Annotated in this window: 18 protein-coding genes; 5 read left to right on the top strand and 13 right to left on the bottom strand. The window is 37.5% G+C overall.

Annotated elements, in window-relative coordinates; translation table 11 throughout:
- Positions 1-79 precede the first annotated feature (79 nt).
- From EYS08_RS07440 to EYS08_RS07480, 9 genes are all read right to left on the bottom strand, one after another.
- A complete protein-coding gene (locus tag EYS08_RS07440) occupies positions 80-664 on the bottom strand; it encodes a DUF6882 domain-containing protein (protein WP_131029425.1) in 585 nt (194 codons plus the stop codon).
- 11 nt (positions 665-675) lie between these two features.
- Entirely contained in the window at positions 676-1,080 is a 405-nt protein-coding gene (locus EYS08_RS07445; RefSeq protein WP_131029426.1) for a hypothetical protein, read from the bottom strand.
- A 744-nt stretch (positions 1,081-1,824) separates the two neighbouring features.
- Positions 1,825-2,205, bottom strand: coding sequence for a hypothetical protein (locus tag EYS08_RS07450; RefSeq protein ID WP_131029427.1), 381 nt, complete (start codon positions 2,203-2,205; stop codon positions 1,825-1,827).
- 1 nt (position 2,206) lies between these two features.
- A complete protein-coding gene (locus EYS08_RS07455; RefSeq protein WP_131029428.1) occupies positions 2,207-3,442 on the bottom strand; it encodes an ABC transporter permease in 1,236 nt (411 codons plus the stop codon).
- 88 nt (positions 3,443-3,530) lie between these two features.
- The gene (locus EYS08_RS07460) at positions 3,531-4,169 is read right to left on the bottom strand and encodes an MBL fold metallo-hydrolase (RefSeq protein WP_131029429.1); all 639 of its coding nucleotides are present in this window, start codon (positions 4,167-4,169) and stop codon (positions 3,531-3,533) included.
- A 51-nt stretch (positions 4,170-4,220) separates the two neighbouring features.
- Positions 4,221-4,808 carry a gliding motility lipoprotein GldD gene (gene gldD / locus EYS08_RS07465; protein WP_131029430.1) on the bottom strand — a complete coding sequence of 196 codons (588 nt, stop codon included), beginning with the start codon at positions 4,806-4,808 and terminating at the stop codon, positions 4,221-4,223.
- A 55-nt stretch (positions 4,809-4,863) separates the two neighbouring features.
- Positions 4,864-5,607 (bottom strand): shikimate dehydrogenase family protein, encoded by a 744-nt coding sequence (locus EYS08_RS07470; protein WP_131029431.1) that lies wholly within the window; start codon positions 5,605-5,607, stop codon positions 4,864-4,866.
- A gap of 84 nt (positions 5,608-5,691) precedes the next feature.
- Entirely contained in the window at positions 5,692-6,459 is a 768-nt protein-coding gene (locus EYS08_RS07475; protein WP_131029432.1) for a phosphosulfolactate synthase, read from the bottom strand.
- A 60-nt stretch (positions 6,460-6,519) separates the two neighbouring features.
- Positions 6,520-7,923 (bottom strand): tetratricopeptide repeat protein, encoded by a 1,404-nt coding sequence (locus EYS08_RS07480; protein ID WP_116252178.1) that lies wholly within the window; start codon positions 7,921-7,923, stop codon positions 6,520-6,522.
- Between the two features lie 250 nt (positions 7,924-8,173).
- On the opposite strand from EYS08_RS07480, the gene EYS08_RS07485 reads away from it, so the two are divergent.
- Complete coding sequence (locus EYS08_RS07485) at positions 8,174-8,629, top strand: nuclear transport factor 2 family protein (protein ID WP_131029433.1); 456 nt, start codon at positions 8,174-8,176, stop codon at positions 8,627-8,629.
- A gap of 11 nt (positions 8,630-8,640) precedes the next feature.
- Here the strand turns inward: EYS08_RS07485 and EYS08_RS07490 are convergent, their stop codons facing one another.
- The 3 genes from EYS08_RS07490 to EYS08_RS07500 all read right to left on the bottom strand — a co-directional run bounded on the left by EYS08_RS07490 (position 8,641) and on the right by EYS08_RS07500 (position 12,890).
- Positions 8,641-9,129: a hypothetical protein gene (locus EYS08_RS07490; protein WP_131029434.1), complete on the bottom strand. Its 489-nt coding sequence runs from the start codon at positions 9,127-9,129 to the stop codon at positions 8,641-8,643.
- Between the two features lie 265 nt (positions 9,130-9,394).
- Positions 9,395-11,905, bottom strand: a complete 2,511-nt coding sequence (locus EYS08_RS07495) for a M1 family metallopeptidase (RefSeq protein ID WP_131029435.1) — start codon at positions 11,903-11,905, stop codon at positions 9,395-9,397.
- 106 nt (positions 11,906-12,011) lie between these two features.
- Positions 12,012-12,890 carry a TraB/GumN family protein gene (locus EYS08_RS07500; protein WP_131029436.1) on the bottom strand — a complete coding sequence of 293 codons (879 nt, stop codon included), beginning with the start codon at positions 12,888-12,890 and terminating at the stop codon, positions 12,012-12,014.
- A gap of 214 nt (positions 12,891-13,104) precedes the next feature.
- On the opposite strand from EYS08_RS07500, the gene amaB reads away from it, so the two are divergent.
- Positions 13,105-14,646: an L-piperidine-6-carboxylate dehydrogenase gene (amaB, locus tag EYS08_RS07505; RefSeq protein WP_131029437.1), complete on the top strand. Its 1,542-nt coding sequence runs from the start codon at positions 13,105-13,107 to the stop codon at positions 14,644-14,646.
- Positions 14,647-14,758: 112 nt separating this feature from the next.
- Here the strand turns inward: amaB and EYS08_RS07510 are convergent, their stop codons facing one another.
- Positions 14,759-16,570 carry a DUF4153 domain-containing protein gene (locus EYS08_RS07510; RefSeq protein WP_131029438.1) on the bottom strand — a complete coding sequence of 604 codons (1,812 nt, stop codon included), beginning with the start codon at positions 16,568-16,570 and terminating at the stop codon, positions 14,759-14,761.
- A 136-nt stretch (positions 16,571-16,706) separates the two neighbouring features.
- Between EYS08_RS07510 and EYS08_RS07515 the strand changes: the two genes are divergently transcribed.
- Genes EYS08_RS07515 through EYS08_RS07525 form a run of 3 tightly spaced genes read left to right on the top strand, consistent with a single transcriptional unit; the run spans position 16,707 to position 20,924 of the window.
- A complete protein-coding gene (locus EYS08_RS07515; RefSeq protein ID WP_165456402.1) occupies positions 16,707-19,511 on the top strand; it encodes an outer membrane beta-barrel family protein in 2,805 nt (934 codons plus the stop codon).
- Positions 19,512-19,516: 5 nt separating this feature from the next.
- Positions 19,517-20,299 carry a GLPGLI family protein gene (locus EYS08_RS07520; protein WP_131029439.1) on the top strand — a complete coding sequence of 261 codons (783 nt, stop codon included), beginning with the start codon at positions 19,517-19,519 and terminating at the stop codon, positions 20,297-20,299.
- A 55-nt stretch (positions 20,300-20,354) separates the two neighbouring features.
- Positions 20,355-20,924 (top strand): Crp/Fnr family transcriptional regulator, encoded by a 570-nt coding sequence (locus EYS08_RS07525; protein WP_131029440.1) that lies wholly within the window; start codon positions 20,355-20,357, stop codon positions 20,922-20,924.
- The last annotated feature ends 159 nt before the right edge of the window (positions 20,925-21,083 follow it).

Genomic DNA, 21,083 nt, shown 5'->3' on the forward strand with positions numbered 1-21,083 from the left:
AATTGAGCGGCAAAAATACCGATTTTGTTTTAAACTTTAGAGTAGAAGATTTTATGTTTTTTCTGTCAAATGAAAACACCTAAAACTGCTGTTTCTTTTTGGGTAAAGAATCTACAACAGTAATCTTTTTGAAAAGCATAAATGAAAACAACTTATTATCATGACTTGGAACACGATAAACACCTTTGGCTTTTAAAATATATGCTGAAATTGCCGCCATATCCCAACCATCAACTATGTCAGCAGACCATTTGGCTTTAAAGAGACTTTCAAATCCTCTCTTAATACCATAAGTTCTAATCGTTGTTATTTCTTTTTTTACATTTTCTTCTATAGAGGAGTTACCCCAAGCCCACAACCATGTATTTGATTTTAACGAAACAGATCCAACTTCCTCATAGTCAATAATAATTTTCTTTACCCCCTTATCGCTAAATATGAGTTTACCTGTTAGTTGGTCATAATCCCATCGTTCATATTTTCCAATTTTATATTTGTCTTGGCAATAGGCTTGCTGTTTTTTAAGATATGCGCATGAAATTTTTGAAAGTTCTTCGAACGAAATGGTATCTAATAACGTAATTTTTGTTGAAGACGACTTAGTGCCGCATCCCGACAAGAACAATGCAAGTATTACGATGTATAAATTTAATAATCTCATCATTTAAACGAGGACTAATACTTTTCTTCTAAAGTAATTTCAACAGTAATTACCTTCCATTCACCTTTAATATTTTTCCAATGGTAAATTTCTTCTGTCTGGATAGTCTGTTTTTTAGAAAAAATAAGCAGATTCGGCTTTAAAACAACTGATTTTCGGGCAATTTTTTCAGTAAAAATTTCGTTTTCAAAAGAAGATTTAATGCGGTAATAACTGGTATGGATTTCTTTAATATGGCCAAAATATTTTTTTAAATCGATTGTGTAATCGCGTTTATTAAGCGCTATACCTTCTGCAGGAGTATAAGTCAAGCGGTCATCAAACATCATAGTATAGGCCGTTACATCCTTGCTTTCTAAAGCCTGATCTGCTTTTTTGTGTATCTCGTTTATTGTTGAAATGATTAAATCGGTTTCCATGGCATGAAGTTAATTGTTTGTTTCAGGGATTTCAAATTTATGATGATTCTATAAATGATTTTCCACAATACCAAGGGTATAGAAGCAATCATTTCCTAATGTTTATGAAAGGCTTTTAGGTTTTGGAAATGAAAGGTTAGTATTCCATAGGTGCTGTAGTCCCGCCATTCGCTTTACTTCATTGCACTACGTGTTCGCTGCTGTCGGGTTTAGTTAACAGCGGTTTGTTTTCCAAGCACTGGTCTAAGTAAAATAAACCCGATTGTCGGGAAGAGCTTCCGATCTTTCATCGGAACTCGTACCAGAGCGGGACTGAAATTGCCAAAGGTTCAGAACCGCTCATTTCCCATTAATAATAAAATGTTTTTTTTAGGAAATGATAGCGTTCCATAGGTGCTGTAGGCTCGCCATTCGCTTTACTTTGTTGCACTACATGGTCGCTGCTGTCGGGTTTAGTTAGCAGCAGTTTGTTTTCCAAGCACCGGCTTAAGTGAAATAAACCTGATTGCCGGGAAGAGATTCCGATTCTTCATCGGAACTCGTATCAGAGAGAGCAGCACTGCCGTAACCGACTAGTACCGCAATTGCGCTTCAAGAAAAAAATGTTAAAACGCTAGACTTTCAATCTAACAATCGTTATAATATTATCTATACCATTGGTTTAGTTCGTGGAGACACGGACCAAGGCGGTTGATCCCAAAGATTCGGATCAGCATACAACTCTTGTAGGTGTTTTGAATGAATTTACTGCGAACAAGGTCCGTCAGGAATTTCTTTACTGATTTTAAGCACTTTCATAACCACCAAGGTAGAATCGAAATCAGGTGAAACAGTGGCGGTATCAGACTTCGCGAAATAACCTTCTAATTCTACATATACTGGCTCGTAAGGCTTTTCGAACCCTAGGTTACTATAAGAGAGCTCTAAGTTTTTTACACTGTCTTTAACCCAATACTCACGTCCATCTTCACATAAGGTAAAAGACTTCATTTCAGGGCCAAAACTATACAAACCTTTAACTGTTTTCAGATTACTTTTTTCTCCCTCGGCTTTATCGTTTCTACAAGCTGTAGCGGCTACGCCAAGGAGCACAACAAATACAATTGCTTGTTTAAATAACTTCATTTTATATAGTTTGATTAATTTGATCTATCTTTTTAACACTTAAATTGGATGACAAAGCAGATGCCAAAAATGAGAAGATGCCTACTGTAACAAAAACTAAAACAAAATCCTTCCATTTTAATCCGATTGGATAGGAACTTACCAGCGTTTTATTTACTTCATCACCCATTTTGATAAAACCATAAGTGTGCTGAAAATAATAAAATATGAGGCCGATAATTAAGCCCAGCACACAGCCAGACATGGTGATCATCATTCCCTCAAATAAAAATATGCGTTTGATTAATTTCTTTCCTGCGCCTAAACTGCTCAGAATGGCTACATCCTTCACCTTATCGATTACTAACATGGTTAACGACCCTATGATATTAAATATAGCAATAATCAGGATAAAAGTAAGAATAATATATACGGCCCATTTCTCGGTATTTAAAATATGGTAGAGCGATTTATTTTGCTCGGCCTGATTTCTGACTTCATAATCTTTACCCGCCTTTTCGATTACCTCTTTTTGAAAATCGTCTACATCAATACCGGGCTGGAGATTGATCTCTATTGCAGACACATTTTTCTCTTCGCCTAAAAGTTCGCGGGCAAAATTCAGCGGTACAATAATGCCATTATCAAAATCTTGCTGTACTTCAAAAACACCACTTACCCGAATGTTCTTTACCACAAAATCGTCTGCAGGGTTTAAGCCATTTGCAGCAATATCTTTCTTTGGCGAGTAGATTTCCAATTCTGTAAAGGGATCGACAGTATTTACGGCCAAATAACTCTGCAGGGCAGAACCAATTACTGCGTTATCGCCGCTTCTGTTACGCAATATAAAACGGCCTTCTTTAATGGTACTATCTAATCTGGTGTTTTTCAAATAATCTAAACTTACCCCCTTAACCATTCCAACTGCTTGTTTGTTGTTGTATTTTAATAATGCATTTTCTTGTAGTACCTCAGTAAAAGCGGCAACATCTTTGTTTTTTCTGAGCGCATTAAAATAGGTTGTGTTCGGATCAAAAGTTTTCCCTTTAGCCGGTGTAATGGCAATTTGCGGGGTAATGGTATCGAACATATTCAATACCACTGTTTCTAAACCGTTAAATACTGAAAGGATAATAATCAATGCAGCACTACCAACCATTACACCTACCATCGATATGCCCGATATCAGGTTAATGGCATTGGTAGATTTTTTGGCAAAAAGATACCTTTTGGCAATATAAAACGATGTATTCACAGCGGCAAAGATAAATAAAAGGTTGAGGGTTTAAAGGTAAAAGGCTTAAGACTGTAAACCCTTTAACAATTATGAACCTTTAATCCTGCTAAAAAAACGGATTATGTTGTTTTTCAAAACCAATGCTTGTAGCTGGTCCATGACCAGGATAAACTATGGTTTCATCAGGTAAGACAAAAAGTTTATCGGAAATGTTTTGGATTAATTGCTGATGATTACCTCCAGGCAGATCGGTACGGCCAATACTGCCATAAAAAAGCACGTCGCCACCTATTAAAATATGATCGGGTGCACTGTAAAAACACAGGTGTGCTGGCGAATGCCCCGGTGCAAAAATTAAGGTCAGAGTACTGTTACCAAAAGAAATTGTTCCTGTTTCGGGCAAAAAAGTATCGGGCAGAGGAGATACATCATAACGGGTAAAACCCATTGATGGCGCATACCCAGGAACTGCATTTAAAATTGGCAGTTCGCCCGCGTGAAACTGTGGTTTTAAGCTATAAGTTTCGAACACAAATTTATTGCCGAAAACATGATCGAGGTGACAATGTGTATTGAGCAATAAAACAGGCTTTAACCCTTCATTTTTGATGAAAGCTGCCAATTCATTTTGCTCAAAACCTTCGTACATGCCCGGATCGATAATGACACATTCTTTGGTTTCATCAAAAAGCACATAGGTATTTTCGCTGTAGGCGTTAAACGTGAAGGTTTTTATTGTAATCATAAAATTTTAGAAAAAATCCTGTTTCCAAGAGCAGAATGACAAAATAATAAATTAATTTTTCCACCTAAAGGTAGAAATCAAGGTATCGATATCCTTTTTAATAAATTTAACAACGGGTTCAATAGAATCGTATTGTGGACGTTCATTAAAATATAAAGCCCCTCTAAAATAATGTTTAGTGCTATCGGTTAAAAAAAACTGAACTGATGATGCGGTATTCCCCTCTATGGCGTAATAAATGCCATAGACTTTATGATCAGGGTAATTGATGAGCTTTTGATCAATCGCACTGGCTTTTATCGTATGTTTAAAAGCCAGTTTTCGGGCATCTTCTACCATTCCATCATATTCGCCTTTACCCGAAACATCGTAATACGTTAAATGCAAAAAGCCATTAAACTGCTTAAAGTGCAAATTGTACCAGTTCTTTTGGGCATCGCGGCTTTGATCTTGTTCTACCACTGCATAAGTTGGATATTTGAAAGTAAAAGGGACAGGCTTGGTAAACGCGGTATAATCTTTTTTAGGGAATACTATCCTATAATAAGCTTTTGGCTTTGGGCTATAATCATGGTTCTGACATGCTGTTATAAACAAAAGCAGTACAAAAGGAAGGCAGATCAATTGTTTTAGTTTCATAACATTTTATCAAAGATTGCGTCGTCGTTCCTCCTTGCTATGACGATAAGTTAATTTATTTATTCCAAATTGCCCAAGCTTTTTCTGCTTGTTTGTACAGCATTTCCAAACCGTTTTTAATTGCTGCACCGCGCTCGGCAGCTTTAACCAAAAATGCTGTCTCCAGCGGATTGTACACTAAATCGTAAGCTAAATACCCTGGCCCAACTAAACTGTAATCAATTTCAGGAAAGGTATCCACATTTGGCGACATTCCCAAAGGGGTGGTATTGATCAATAACTGGTGCGAGGCTAAAATCTCTGGTGTAACTTCAGAATACAAAATAGCACCCTGAACAGCCGTTCGTACCACCACCTGATATTGGATATTTAATTTTTCTAAAACGTACTTTACCGCTTTCGCTGCCCCACCATCACCAAAAACCAGTGCTTTTGCGTGTTGCGGTCCTAACAAGGGCTTTAGTGATTCTTCAAAGCCATATGCATCGGTGTTGTAGCCTTTTAAATAGGTTGCACCTTCAAAACTTTTGATCGAAATACAATTTACAGCCCCAATTTTTTCCGCAGCTTCATCTACTTCGTTTAAATAGCAAAGCACGTTAACTTTATGCGGAATCGTAACATTAAGTCCACAAAGTGACGGATTTTCACTTATCAGATCGGGCAGTGATTTAATATCGGCAATAGGGAAAAGCTCATATTGATGATCGGCAATGCCCTCATTTTGAAATTTTTCTGTGAAATATTTTTTCGAGAAAGAATGCGAAAGTGGGTACCCGATTAAGCCGTATGTTTTCATTATTTATATAAAAAAGCAAACCTTACAGGTTCTTGAAACCTGCAAGGTTTATTTAACTATGTACCCCACAATAGTGTGGTTGAGTTATTTAGTTTGATTCAGGAAATAATCGAAAGTATCTCCCCGTAAACCTAAACGAATGGTTTCTAAAGGAATTACTTCTGCCGGGGCAATATTACCAAGGTTTACGTTGCTACCGATTAATTTAATAAACCAAACTTGCTGTTCTTTTTGAGGTGCTTCCCAAATAATGGTTTCTTCAGGAATCTGGGTTAAAATTTCATCAACCAATCCTTCACGTACTTCACCGCTTCCGCGGTAAATGCCTACATTACCGCCTTCGCGGGCTTCGGCAATTACTTTCCACGATCCCGCCTCAATTTCGGCCTGCATTAATTTAATCCACTTATATGGGGCAAATATTTTAGCGGCATCTTTACTTCCAACCTCCGAAATAACGGTTACCTGTTTAGAAAGTTCGCGGATAAACTCACATTTTTTATCGTGCTCAATTTCGATAGATCCATCAGAAACTTCTGCATATTCCATTCCGTACTGGTCTAGAACGCGTTGATAATCTGAAAACTGGTCACGAATGATAAAGGCCTCAAATAACGTTCCTCCGAAATAGGTAGGAATGCCTGCACTTTTATATAAAGCTAATTTTTCTTTAAGGTTTGGTGTTACGTGTGATGTTGCCCAACCTAATTTTACGATATCTGTATGTACGCCGGCAACTTCAATAAAATCTTCAACCTGGCGTAGGCTCAATCCCTTATCCATAACCATTGTTAAGCCTTTTTGGCGTGGTTTAGCTGGACGTTCGGGAACGTTTAATAATGGATAATTCATATGCGTACAAAAGTGAAAAAAATTTTGAGATTTATTTGTTAAATTTTTCTCACAAGGTCGTTACCTAATATACCTGTTTATAACGTTCAAAATGGCACTATTATCCTGCAATTGTGGCAAATATTCAAATAAAATATAGTGTTTATCAGGGTCGGTTGTTAAAGCCGTTTCCAAATATCCCAGTGCATCGCTATAATTCCCCTGGGCAAAAAGATACGCTACCATCCGGTAATACAGTTCTGCTGCTTCCGGATTATTCTTAATCGCTTCTGCCATCGTTTCCGATGCTTCCAGCAATTTTCCCTGCTCGTAAAGCACCGTACTAAAATCTAACCAGGCCTCAATATCCAAAGGATTAAACTCTAATACCTTTTCGTAAGCTTCGATTGATTCATCAATCTGGCCTAATTTATAATAAGCATCGGCCATTGCAAACCAGAAGTCAGGGTTCTCGGCCTCTAAATCGATTGCTTTTTTATAAAAATGCAACGATTCGAAATAACGTTCTTCAAAATTCAGTGTAACACCAATCCCAAACCAGGCATCTGCCATTTTAGGGTCCATTTTTACCGATTTTTTGTAATAAGAACGGGCTTCGTCCATTTTCTCCAGTTTCTCGTAACATTCGCCAATGGCGCAATAAGTATCGGCATTCGGCTGCTCATATTCGAAAGTCTGTTTATAAACATCTATCGCCTCGTCATATTTATCAAGCTGAACCAGCGCATTGCCTTTATTGAAATACGCAGAGCTGAAATCTTCTTTGATCAGGATCGCATAATCATAAGCATCGATCGCCTTTTCGAAAAGATTCAGCTTGTGGAAACTGTTGCCCAAATTATACCATGCCGCATAAGAATACGGATCGGTATCGATGTATTGCTGATAAAACTTGATGCTTTCTTCTTGTTTATCTAACACATCGTAACAGAAAGCCAGCTCATATAAACCATCCTGGTTCTCCATATTCTGCTCTAAACTGAGCTTAATATAGGTAATGGCGCTTTCATAATCGCTCATGCTCTGGTAAACATAAGCCATCTGTAATAAAATCTCATCAGTACTCTCGGCCAGCCCCAAAGCTTTTTCATAATTTTCCAAAGCCTCGTCAAAACGTTCGGTATTTTGAAAAATATTACCGCGAAGCAAATAAATATCTGGTTCTGACGGTTCTAAAAGCTCGGCCTTTTGCAAAGCAATAAAAGCCTTTTCGTTGTTGTTGGTTAAAATGTAAAGATGAGCCTGTTTGATTAAAAACACAGTTGCATAAGGGTGCTGACTGATTGCAAAATCAACAACCTGCAAAGCTTTGACCGGATCATTTTTCTCAATGTAGAAATCTACAATGTATTCGAATGCCCCTGCATCGAAGAAATACTGATCCTGGTTGCGGAGCATTTCTTCGTAACGTTCTACCGAGCGTTGTGCATCTTCGTTGGATTCAAAAAAGAATTCTTCTTCCATATATTATACTATTAAAGAACCGTGCCAATTAGCAGAAAAACACATTATAAGTTTACAAGTTTTAATTATCCGTTTTTAAAATAATTATTAACATCAATGGGCTAAAACAGCGTAAATAGCTGACTATAAAGCGTATTGACTGTGATTAAGATGTGTGGATAATCGATAGATTTTTTGCAACATCGCGGTTCCTTTTCCCTTCTGTGACAAAAATACTATAAATTTATGGTATATACGTAATTAAGAAGTCATGAAAGGATTAGTCATTTTTGCCCTGTTTTTACATTTTTTTGCTACAAATACCTTCGCGCAAAGCGATGAAGAAAGTGCCATCAAAAAGGCCATAAACAATCTTTTTACCGGTATGAAAAGTGGAGACAGCACTTTAACCAGAACTGCCTTTGCACCAGCAGCGATTATGCAAACTATAGTTAACAAAGAAGGTAAGGTGAATATACGCACGGAATCCGTTAACGACTTTATCAAATTTATTGGCACTCCCCACCAGGAAAAATATGATGAGCGTATTATGTTTACCAAAATATTAATCGATGGTCCTTTGGCTTCTGTTTGGACAGACTATAAATTTTATCTGGGCGAAAAATTTAGTCATTGTGGGGTTAATTCCTTTCAGTTGGTAAAAGGAGGTCAGGGCTGGCAGATTGTTTATATTATCGATACCAGGAGAAAGGAAGGATGTAATTAATTGGTATTTATTTAGTTTAGATATTGAGCCAAGGGATTCGGTTTTAAGTCTCTCAAGGTTTCAATAAGTTTAGCGTCAAAATAATTGGCAATTATAAATGCTTCTTTTTTACCTTGTTTAAGCTTGATAACGCCCCTGTCAATATCGAAAATATTCGGTATAGGATATGATATTCTTGTCATTGCCATTTTATCAATATCAAATATTATTTCTTTAGCTTCTTTATTAACCCAGAATAAAACTTTACAGGGAGGAGTTGTAATTACGATCTGCGTTTTACTAATCGTCACTAAAGTAGAGGTTGAGCTTATCGTTTTAGCACGGGACAAAATATGCCATTTCTGAATGTAAATAATGAACAAGGCAAATACTGTTTCGCTGAGGAAATATTCAAAGCCAAATCCCTTATTTCCCCGAAAATAAATGAGGATGGAGTACACTATAAAAACTATCAAACCAAAAATAGTGACCCGAACCATGCGTTTCTGGTCTTTTTCCAATAAATCGATTAAAAAGGGTACAACGGAATATTGCATATAAAATTAAAGATTGAAATATACGCATAATCAACCCGTGCATTATAGGATTAGAAAAATGTTTTCTGGAAAGCCAGTCTCTGTAGTTGGGTTATTGTTAGTTGATCTTTATATTAAAGTCTCGATTTTGAACCGTGAGCTGTCGTTACCATTCGAAATTTGTAGCGATGATATAAAAAAGGGTTGATCATGTAAACATGATCAACCCTTTTAAAATGAGATTTGGTTATTATTCTTTTTCCAGATCAGCTGCGCCTTTTTTAAATAATTCGGCCTGTTTACTCAGCTTTGTTTTAGCCTCTCCGCTTACTGCGGCAGCCTGTTGCGTTTTAGCTTGCGCAGCTGCATTATAGGCACCCGCAAGTTGCTTATTTAAATAAGATTGTAATTTTAATCTTTCAATGGTGCCAGCAATGTTCATAATACCTTTCTCGGTAACTGCAGGATTATTGTTTGCTCTCAGGTACTGAAAATACTGGCCAACTACTGCAAAAACACTATTCCTGTCACCTGTAAGCATAATGTTATCATAAAATGCCTGATACTCATCTTTTGGTTCGTTGATATATAACGTTGCAATAGAAGGCGCTATATGTGCTTTCGTATCATCATCTAACGATGCTAAAGCCGCAATGCTCTCTTGTGGAGCCAGTTTGGCCAAACCATCAATACCGGCAGCAATTACCTTGTACGACCTATCCTTTAAGCTTTCTAACACTAAAGTTTTATAAGCCTGATTGCCAGTTTCTGCTAATTTCACAATTGCAGCTGACCTTACTTCGGTATTTTGATCTGTTTTAGCAATCTGAAGTAAAACCGGTAATGCTGCTGATTTAATCTCAGCATCTTCTAAGTTAATCCCATCAATACTTAAAGCCCGTAAATCTGCAGATTTATCCTTTAAACCTTCCAGCAACACCAGTTGGCCACTTTTGGCTTTGCTTTGCATTATAAATTGCAGGGCTTCAATTCTATTGGCATAACTGGGCGCATTTTTGTATTGGAAATAATAGTTTTCAGCAGTTTTATTGTCGTTGGTTTCGCCAACTAAAATTTTATCTACATCAAAATCGATTAAATCGGGCTTAGCACTTACCTCGAAACTAAAGTTCTGCTCGCGGTTATTGATCAGGATTTCTTTTCTGATTTTTTTGCCTCCTGCATAAATATCAATTTTGATGGGCAGTGTAAAGGTCTGCACGCTCGAATCCTGTGTTTGTTTAACCTTAATTGTCGCCTTGCCGTTTTCGTAACCATAATCGATACTTAAAACCGGGTGACCACCATTGTAATACCACTGATTAAAATAAGGGCTCCAGTCTTTTCCGGTAACCTCTTCCATAGCCAAACGCAATTGATGTGTTTCGCCATTTTTAAAGGCATTGATGGTGAGGTAGCGGTTAAGTGATTTGTAGAAAGCGGCATCGCCCATTTGATTTTTTAGGGCATATAAAATAATCGATCCTTTGGCATAGCTAATGTTATCGAACATATCTTCCTTATCATTATAATAGAAGCGGGCCAAAACCGGACTTTCGCCTTTTTTAGTCGATCCTAAATAAGATTGTAATTTTTCGTAGCGCGATTTATCTTCAGCATCTTGCCCCGCATCATGCCCATGCCATATCACTTCCCCAAAGGTGGCAAAAGATTCGTTCATGGTTAAGTTAGACCACGATTCTGCGGTAACATAATCGCCAAACCATTGATGAAAAAGTTCGTGTGCGATAGTTCCCTCTTCATTTCCATCTAAAAGTTCGCGATCTGTTTTTTGTACCTGTTCACCGTGTAAAGTAGCCGTAGTATTTTCCATTGCGCCCGAAACATAATCTCTGGCAACCACCTGTGCATATTTGTTCCATGGATAATCTAAGCCCAAAATATTGCTGTAAAACTGGATCATTTCAGGTGTTTTCCCGAAAATCTGTTTGGCATACGGTGCAAATTTTGGTTCGAGGTAATAACTTACTTCTTTGCCCTTGTAGGTATCTTTTGTGATTTTGAATTCGCCTACTGCCATCATAAATAAATATGGCGAGTGGGGCAGATCCATTTTCCAGGTATCGGTCCTTGTTCCATCTGCATTGGCTTTCTGGCTCACTAATTTTCCGTTAGAGAGCGTTGTATATTTCGATTTTACCGTTATCGAAATCTCTTCAGTAGTTTTCTGATCAGGTTTATCGATAGTTGGAAACCATGCCGAAGACGATTCTGTTTCACCCTGGGTCCAGATCTGTGTTGGTTTGTTTTTATCGGTACCATCTGGGTTGATAAAATATAACCCTTTAGCATCGGTTATGGCCGCACTTCCCTTTACTTTCAATTCATCGGGTTTAGCGGTGTAAGCAATATACACCGTGTACTTTTCGGTATTGGTGTACTTTTTATTTAGGGTGATATAAAGCTTATTTTGTTTGTAAACATATTTAAGTGGGGTATTTCCTTTTGCGCCAACCAATGCAATGGTTTTAATATCCATTCCCTGCGCATCGAGGGTTAAAGAGTCGGTAGGATAAAAATGGGGTTTTAAAGTAACCCATTCTTTACCGTATAGGTATCGCTTTGCATAATCAAAAGATACATCAAGTTTGGTATGCACCAGATCGTTAACTTTAGTTGCAGTTACACGGTAAACATTTAAGTTGTTCGATTTTTCTACGGGCTGTTCCTGCGCAAAAAGTGGATTAGCCATAAAGGCAGATGCCAGCATCACACCACAGGCAATAATTTTTTTATTCATTTTTATGTTTTTACAAATTAGTTTTACTTTGAACACTGATGTTTGTGCTAAAGCAAAACGCAAATGTAGCCCCCTTTCTTTTGTTTTTACGAATGCATTGGAAAATTTAATTGGTTGTTACGGGCTTTAAAATGTAACCCTTAAGCTGCAGTCCTTTTATTAAACCTTCAGTACCCACTAAATGACCTGCTCCTACGGCTATAAACAGCGACTGGTTTTCCATCAGAGCAGGCAACTGAGCTAACCATCGTTTGTTCCGGTTTTTTAAGAGTTCTGTCATAAATTCTTTGTTTTCTTCGTCCTGATTTTTAAAGAGTTCAGTTAATTTATCTATATCCTGAGTGATATAATAAGTTTTCAGTTCCTCCATTTTTTGTTTGCTTTTACCTACTTCCCGGATCGATTTTAGCAATGCTTTCTTTTGTTTCTGCAGATCACTGTCAAATAAAAGTGCACCCTGATATTCGGCTGTTTCCAAACCATATAATGATTTTCCATTTTTTTTGGCATATTTCTGAAAGCTATCATCCATACCTTCACCTACATCTTTTAACATATCTGGGCTCTCAAAAAGCATCATCATTATTGCTACCATTGCGGGCTTGAAATTGTTCAGTTGCTTTAATTCGAAACCTGGTTGTTTGCTTTTAAAATAATCTTCTACTTCCTTGTATTCTGACTTTGTTAATAGACTATCCAGCGTATTGTTTTTCATTACTAAGAACGGCGCCATTTTAGTTTGCGTAGTACTGTCCATTACAATCTCGCCCACTACTGCATCGGTAGATTTAAACTTTTCCTGCAAAACCTTCATCGTATCTGCAAATTTAGCCCCTATTAAATGATGGGTGCCAAATAGATAGGAAGGCTTTTTTAATCCATTACCAGAAATTTCCCACAAGAGCGAGTTAGTTGCCTTTTTTGTTTGTGCCGAAAGGGTAATACTGAACCCTAAAAAAGCAACCAGCAATAATTTTATTTTCATCTTTCTATTTTATAAAAACTGAAGTCTAATTTGATATCATTATTCTTTTGGAAAACTACGCTATTTATATTGCAAAGCAAAAAACACAAATTTATAGCCTTATTTACACCTGGTTATGCTTAAAGGAAGATATTGATTATGGAAATAATTTAAAGACCAGAATTTGACCTCCTTTCTGTTAATTTTTTGTTTTTTTGTGTAAATCGTTAGATATATGAGTACAGATATTCAATCCATTTTAAATAAACTGGGCATTAATGCAAGCAATGCCGCTTATAGTACGGGCAGCAATTGGGGCGTTGAACTTAATGCAAATACATTAGAAAGTTTTTCTCCCGTTGATGGCAAACTGATTGCTTCGGCAAAAGTTGCAAGTGCTGCTGATTATGATGCTGTTGTACATAAAGCGCAGGAAGCATTTACAGCATGGCGTACTGTTCCGGCTCCAAAAAGAGGAGAAATTGTGCGCCAGTTTGGTGATGCCTTACGCGAAAATAAAGATGCATTAGGCACCTTGGTTTCTTACGAAATGGGGAAAAGTTTGCAGGAGGGTTTTGGTGAAGTACAGGAAATGATCGATATCTGCGATTTTGCAGTAGGTTTATCCAGGCAGCTTTATGGTTTAACCATGCACAGCGAACGCCCAAGCCACCGCATGTATGAGCAATGGCATCCACTGGGAATTGTAGGTATTATTTCTGCATTTAATTTTCCTGTAGCAGTTTGGAGCTGGAATACCGCCCTGGCATTGGTTTGCGGTAATGTTTGCATCTGGAAACCATCAGAAAAAACACCGCTAACCGCAATCGCCTGTCAACATATAATTGCAAAGGTTTTTAAAGATAATGATATAGCCGAAGGGGTTTGTAACCTGGTTTTAGGCGACAGGGAAGTTGGCGAACTCATGACAAATGATGGCCGCATCCCTTTAATTTCTGCCACCGGATCTACACGCATGGGTAAGGCAGTTGGCGCTGCTGTTGGCGCAAGGTTAGGAAAGAGCTTGCTGGAACTTGGCGGCAATAATGCCATTATCATTTCAGAACATGCCGATTTAGACATGAGTTTAATCGGTGCTGTTTTTGGTGCAGTTGGTACCGCAGGGCAACGCTGTACTTCTACCAGAAGATTGATCATCCACGAAAGTGTGTACGATGCTTTTACCGCTAAACTGGTTAAAGCTTACGGGCAATTACGCATTGGAGATCCCTTAGATCAAAATAACCATGTGGGACCACTGATTGATACCGATGCGGTTGCAGCATACTTAGATTCGATTGCAAAATGTAAGGAAGAGGGCGGCAATTTTGTGGTAGAAGGCGGTGTTTTATCGGGCGACGCCTATATAAGCGGGTGTTACGTAAAACCATGTATTGCCGAAGTTCAGAATGACTTTAAAATTGTTCAGCACGAAACATTTGCGCCGATTTTATATCTGATTAAATACAAAACATTAGATGAGGCCATTGCTTTGCAAAATGCCGTTCCACAAGGATTATCATCGGCCATTATGACTTTGAATTTAAGAGAGGCAGAGCAGTTTTTATCGGCTAAGGGCTCTGACTGTGGTATAGCCAATGTAAATATTGGTACTTCGGGGGCAGAAATTGGTGGTGCTTTTGGTGGCGAAAAAGAAACAGGCGGCGGCAGGGAAAGCGGATCTGATGCCTGGAGAGCTTATATGCGCAGACAAACCAATACCATCAATTATTCGAATACTTTGCCATTGGCCCAGGGGATAAAATTTGATCTGTAAAGCGATCTTAATGCGGTTAACCTATACAAAATGGTGTTGATTTTAGAAACACCGACAAACAAAAATGGCCGATCTGTTTAACGACCGGCCATTTATTGGAAATAGGTTTAACTTAAAGTTTTTTAATAAGCAGATAACTTTTTACCTCAAACCATAAATTGGCATCATGGTCATTTTTGTAATACGTACCCTGCAATGAAGTAATCACAATGGCATAGTTATACCCATTAATGCTTTTAGAAACACTCATCAGCTTTGCTGGGTATAAGTATTCCTGTTTCTTATTCGAAGCTTTTAAAGTCCCATTTTTATATGCTTTAGTGGCCTGAGCGAACAATTCTTTTAAATCAATGTGTAGTGCCTGTTGATTATTAACCAATAGCGAAATTTTTGATCTGATTTTATTTGTGGTTAAATCTGTACCGTAAAGACGTGTTACCTTTTCCTCCGGGTATCCGTTTAGTTCGATCAGATAATCATAGCCCCTAATGTTTAAAACCTGGTTTTCATCATTTTGAAGGGTAATGCTCATACCCGGATCATATTCCAAATCGCCTTTAACCTTAAAAATGGCCAATGCAGTATCTACCTTGTTCATCCGCATGCTATAGCGATAGTTATTTGTAGCATCTATCTTTTCCTCTATTTTACTGAGGTCTTTTTTGGTAAAGGGCTGTAGCGTTTTTAATCCATGTGTGTACACCAGATACCTGATTACGGCCGGCTTTTCTTTAATATCGTCTTTTTTCTTGCTGTTCATTATCCGCTTTAAACGGCTTAGCTGTGAATATTTAGACACAGAAAAAGCACTTTGCGGACCATAAGTTGCTAACAGCGAAATGATGCACAAACTTATTGGAATTACCTTAATGTTCTGCTTTTTAATAAAAAGAAAATAAATGGTTATACCTGCAAGCCAAAGCGCCAGGGCTGTTAAAACATACCTGCTTTCTGTTATACCATAATGACCAACCCTTTTCCAAACGGCAAGTAATAAAAGCACCACCAATGGAATCATCATCACATAAAAGAACCTGGAAAACAATTTGATCCAGCTATTGCCCGCTGTTTCTTTCACCGGATAAACCAGTAGCAACGATAAGATCCCAAAAACTGCGTAGCCTAAAATCAGGCTTGATACCAAACCTTTGGGCAGCTCCCATAACACAGCAATTTTAATCTCATACACCAGCAAAATTGCTAAATAGATCGTTACCAGCGGAATCAGCACAAACTGCGCAAATATTTTTAAACCTTTCGGGTAGCTATGATCTTCTTCGAGCAATTTATAATCCATTGGAACTCCTGCTAAAAAGAAAGTAGTATTAAATCCAGCGCTAATGACGGCAAATAAGGTCATATATGTTTGCCACTTTATGTCGGCATTAAACAATCCATCAATGGCAACCAGGGCAATTGCTAAGCCTGCATATAGTACAGCTGAATAAAGTGCGGAAGTAAGAAACCGAAGAAAAAGTGCTTTATTAAACTGCCAGAAGCCATTTACTTTCTCCTGACCGATAAACGGCGCGAATGCGACTAACAAATGAAAGGCAAAGGCAAATAGGAAAATGCGGTAAAGATCTGCCGAATAGTTTGTAGGATCGAGGCTGAAGTAAAGCGAAACACTGATCAACAAACCTCCCAATCGCAATAACCACTTTTTCTTTAATGAGTATTGATTGCGTTCTGAAATTAAATCGAGCGCTAATATGAGCGCAAGTGCCAGATTTAAAATGGCTATGACCTTTATTAAATGATCTTTTAAATTCTCGTTCTGTTCTGAGTAGTCCCGATAATCAGAAACATGGATATAATAACACCAGCACAATGTTGCGGCAACCGCAAAAATAAATTGTAAGGGAAAACGCTTAATTACAGTTACAAACCCATTGTAAAGCTGTTGGAGAGAGGGTAATTTCATCTGATTTTTTTTATTAAAGATATGATCTTTTGTGCATAATGACTGAGCGCCTGTTTTTAAAATGTTAAAAAAGGTTAAACCATTATGCAGAACTAATATATTAGTTTTATATTCGGTAAAAAAACAAATCTTATCTATGAAACGCCTATTACTCTCGTTGTGCCTTTTTGTTTTTATCTCCACTTATTCAAAAGCACAAAGCCTCCATACCATTAAAGGCCGAACTATTGATACTGCATCGACAACGCTTTTATCAGGAACCTCTATCGCGGTTTTAAATGCAAAGGATTCTACATTGGTAAAATTTACCCGGGCAGCAGAAAATGGCTCATTCGAGCTTAGCGGAATTAAAAACGGGAAGTTTATCTTATTGGTTTCTTACCCTAAGTATGCAGATTTTGTAGATCATTTTACGCTCGATTCTACCAATCAGATTAAAGATTATGGAAAAATTAATCTTACAGGGATGGCCAAAATTCTTGCCGATGTAATTATTAAAGGAAACAGAACAGCCATAAAAATTAAAGGCGATACTACTGAGTTTGATCCCAAAGCATATAATATAGAACCGAACTCAAAGGTTGAGGACCTGATTAAACAGTTTCCGGGCTTTCAGGTGGATAAAGATGGCAAAATTACGGCTCAAGGCAAAACAGTACCAAAGGTATTGGTAGATGGTGAAGAATTTTTTGGCGACGACCCAACGCTGGTAACCAAAAACCTGAGGGCAGATATGGTAGAATCTGTTCAGCTTTACGATAAAGCCAGCGATCAGGCTAGTTTTACAGGCATTGATGATGGCGAAAAAACCAAAACACTTAACATTAAACTTAAAGAAGATAAAAAGAACGGTTATTTCGGTAAAGCGCAGGGTGGTTATGGCACGAAAGATTTTTATCAGGGGCAGGGAATGTTTAATAAATTCTGGGGCAAAAAGAAATTTTCGGCCTACGGCATTTTGGGCAACAACGGAACAGTAGGTTTAGGCTGGGATGACCGGGACAAATACGGGGGCTCTGGCGGCCTGACGATGAGTGATGACGGTGGAATGTATTTTAGTAGTGGAGGCGATGATTTTGATAGTTATGACGGACAATATAATGGTCAGGGTTTACCTGTAGCCAGAACCGGGGGGCTGCATTTCGATAACAAATGGAACAAAGACAAGGAATCCTTAAACACGAATTATAAAATTGGATCAATCAGGGTTCAGGGTGATAGAAACTCAATAAATCAGAACAATTTGGAATCGGGAGTACAGAATAATACCTCAAATGAATCATTCGACAATGACATGTTCAGACAAAAACTGGATGTGATGTATGAGCTAAAAATCGATACTACCTTAACCATGAAAGTTAATGTTGATGGTGCATTGAAAAAAAGTAATACCTCAAACCATTTTGTAACTTCAACTTTCGGTGAGAATGATAAATTCCTAAATTCATCAGACAGAACGCTAAGCAATGAGGTAGATGATCAAAGTTTTAACATGAACGTTTTATTTACTAAAAAACTGAAGAAAAAAGGGCGCACATTATCCTTAAACTTAAATCAATCGATCAACAAAAGTAATAGTGAAGGGTACTTAAACTCCTTTAATAAAAGAGCGGATACGGTTGGAACAGGAACAATAGATAGTCTTACCAATCAATTAAAGACTAACGATATAACAAATAGTGCCTTTAAGTTAAATGCAGCTTACACTGAACCCCTTTCAAAAACCTTAACCGTAATTATTAACTATGGCCTAAGTTTAATGAACGGGAAATCAGATCGGTTATCCTTTAATCAATCTGTAAGTGGCAGATATGATATTTTAGATACGCTCTACAGTAACAACTTTGAACTGAATCAGACCATCAATCAGGCAGGTGCAATTTTCAATTATAAAAAAGGTAAAACGGTTATCAATTTTGGATCTAAATTTAGTGGGGTAAATTTTAAGCAGGATGATATTTACCGTAACAAAACCTATGTAAGAAACTTTATTAATTATATGCCCCAGGCATCTTATCAATATCGTTTTTCTCAGCAAAAATCCTTACGGATTAGCTATAATGGCAATACCAACCAGCCCTCGCTCGATCAACTTCAGCCGGTTAGGATAAATAACGATCCATTTAATGTTGTGGAAGGAAATCAAGATTTAAGGCCATCATTCAGAAGCAATATTAATGCTAGTTATAACGCTTACAAAGTTTTAACCAACCAATCGGTTTGGTTAAGCGGCTCCTACAGCTTTACTGCAAATCCAATTATTAGCGATGTAACCACTAATAGTGTTGGTAAAAGTACCTATCGCTACATCAATTACAATGATAAAATGCAAACAAATTTCTATTTATATGGACAGATAAGCAGGAAAATAAACACGCTTGGCGAAATAAATATAGGCTTAAATGCAAATGCAAATGGAAGTTCTTCTTATAACTTTATTACCACCGATTTAGGCAGAACCTTAAATAACACTAAAAACTATACCTACAGTGGGGGCATTAATATTTCGAAATACAAAGATAAAAGTTATAGTTTTTATACCCGCTTTGGCCCGTCGTATAATATGGCAAGAGCAAGTATTGGTAGGAATAGTGATGGATGGGGATGGACTGGTTATGCGTCGGGCAATGTGCAATTGCCAGGGAAGTTTGAAATATCTACAGATGCAGAATACCAGTACAATGGAAAAACACAGGTGCTTACCGAAAGTTTTGAGCGTCTTATCTGGAATGCATCACTAAGCAAAAAATTCTTCAAAGCAGAAAACTTAAGATTCTCAGCAACTGTAAATGATATTCTTAACCAGAATATCGGCTTTAACCGTTCGGCCAACAATACAACAATAAGCCAAAACAGTTATACTACCATTAGGAGATATTTAATGTTCTCCGTATCATGGGATTTTAATAGAATGGGTGGCGGTATTAAAACACAAAAATAACAACCATGAAAACTATACTAAAATATATTATCTTATTTGCTGTTATTTTCATCAGCAAGAGCTTATGCGCTCAAAATATACACTTCGTAAAAAACGGGGTGATCGAATTTGAGAAAAGATCTAATATGTATGCTTTGATTAAAAAGAGGATCAATAAAGATAATGAATCTTATATGAATCAGGCTTTTGATCAATACAAAAAGAATAATCCTCAATTTAAAGTTGCCAAGAGCACACTTAGCTTTACCAATGATAAAAGTTTATATAAATGGGCCACTGTAGAAGAAACTGTAAATAACAACTGGTTATCAACAGATGTGCTGGCTGATCTAAAAAATACAATTGCTACAGATTTCAATCGGCAAATCAGTACCACACAAAAAAGCGTGTATGAAGATACCTATTTAGTTAAGGATAGTCTACGTAAGATTAACTGGAAAATTACTGACGAAACAAGAGAAATTGCGGGTTACGAATGCCGCAGGGCAAATGCCATCATTATGGACTCGGTTTATGTTGTGGCTTATTATTCAAATCAGATTGCAGTTTCAGGCGGTCCAGAATCTTTTACGGGATTGCCTGGTATGATTTTAGGTTTAGCGCTACCCCACGAAAATGTAACCTGGTTTGCAACTAAAGTAACAGAAGTTGCCGTGCCTGAGAAAGATTTAGCACCGCCAACAAAAGGAAAGCCGACTGATAACAAGGGTTTAAAAGCCATATTACTTGGCGCGATGAAAAACTGGGGCGAATATGCACATCCGATATATAAGGCTTTTTCACTTTAAGATATTGATTCCGTTTTTATAATAATACCTACTTTAGCTAATCATTAGTATAGCTATGTATAGTGCACTTTATAACCATATCAATAGATTTATAGATTTGAATAGTGATGAACAGGAAACCCTTGCATCGCTACTCAAATCTTTTTCCGTTAAAAAGAAGGCTTTTTTATTAGAAGAAGGACAAACCTGCAGGGCGAATTATTTTGTAGTAAAAGGCTGCCTGAGGCTTTATTTCATTGATATAAAGGGCGCTGAGCAAACTACTCAATTTGCCATAGAAAACTGGTGGATTACCGATCTAACCAGTTTTCTATTTCATGAGCAATCTGAATTTTATATCCAGGCTGCAGAAACCACCGAGGTAATTGCCATCGAACATCATCATTATGATGACATGTTCCATAAACTCCCTAAGCTGGAAAGGTACTTCAGACTGATCTTGCAAAAAAACCATCAAGCTTCACAGCGGAGGATAAAATTCCTGTACAGCCAAACAGCAGAGGAAAGATACCGTCATTTTAATAGTTTATTCCCTGAATTTGTACAGCGCGTGCCACAGTATATGCTGGCTTCTTACCTCGGCTTTACACCAGAATTTTTGAGTAAAATCAGGGCTAAGAAATAGGGCTTTGTTAACCGTAGAACACACAGCGTTAGTCCTCATCTAACATGGGTCACGGAGACACGGAAAGCACGGATAAATATAGTACAGGTATCGAAAAAGAAAACAAATGATCTGTGATGACACAGACCATGGAAATACTCCGTGTTAATCCGTGCCTCC

Source organism: Pedobacter kyonggii, assembly GCF_004310665.1.
In the GTDB taxonomy this organism is placed as follows: Bacteria; Bacteroidota; Bacteroidia; order Sphingobacteriales; family Sphingobacteriaceae; genus Pedobacter; species Pedobacter kyonggii.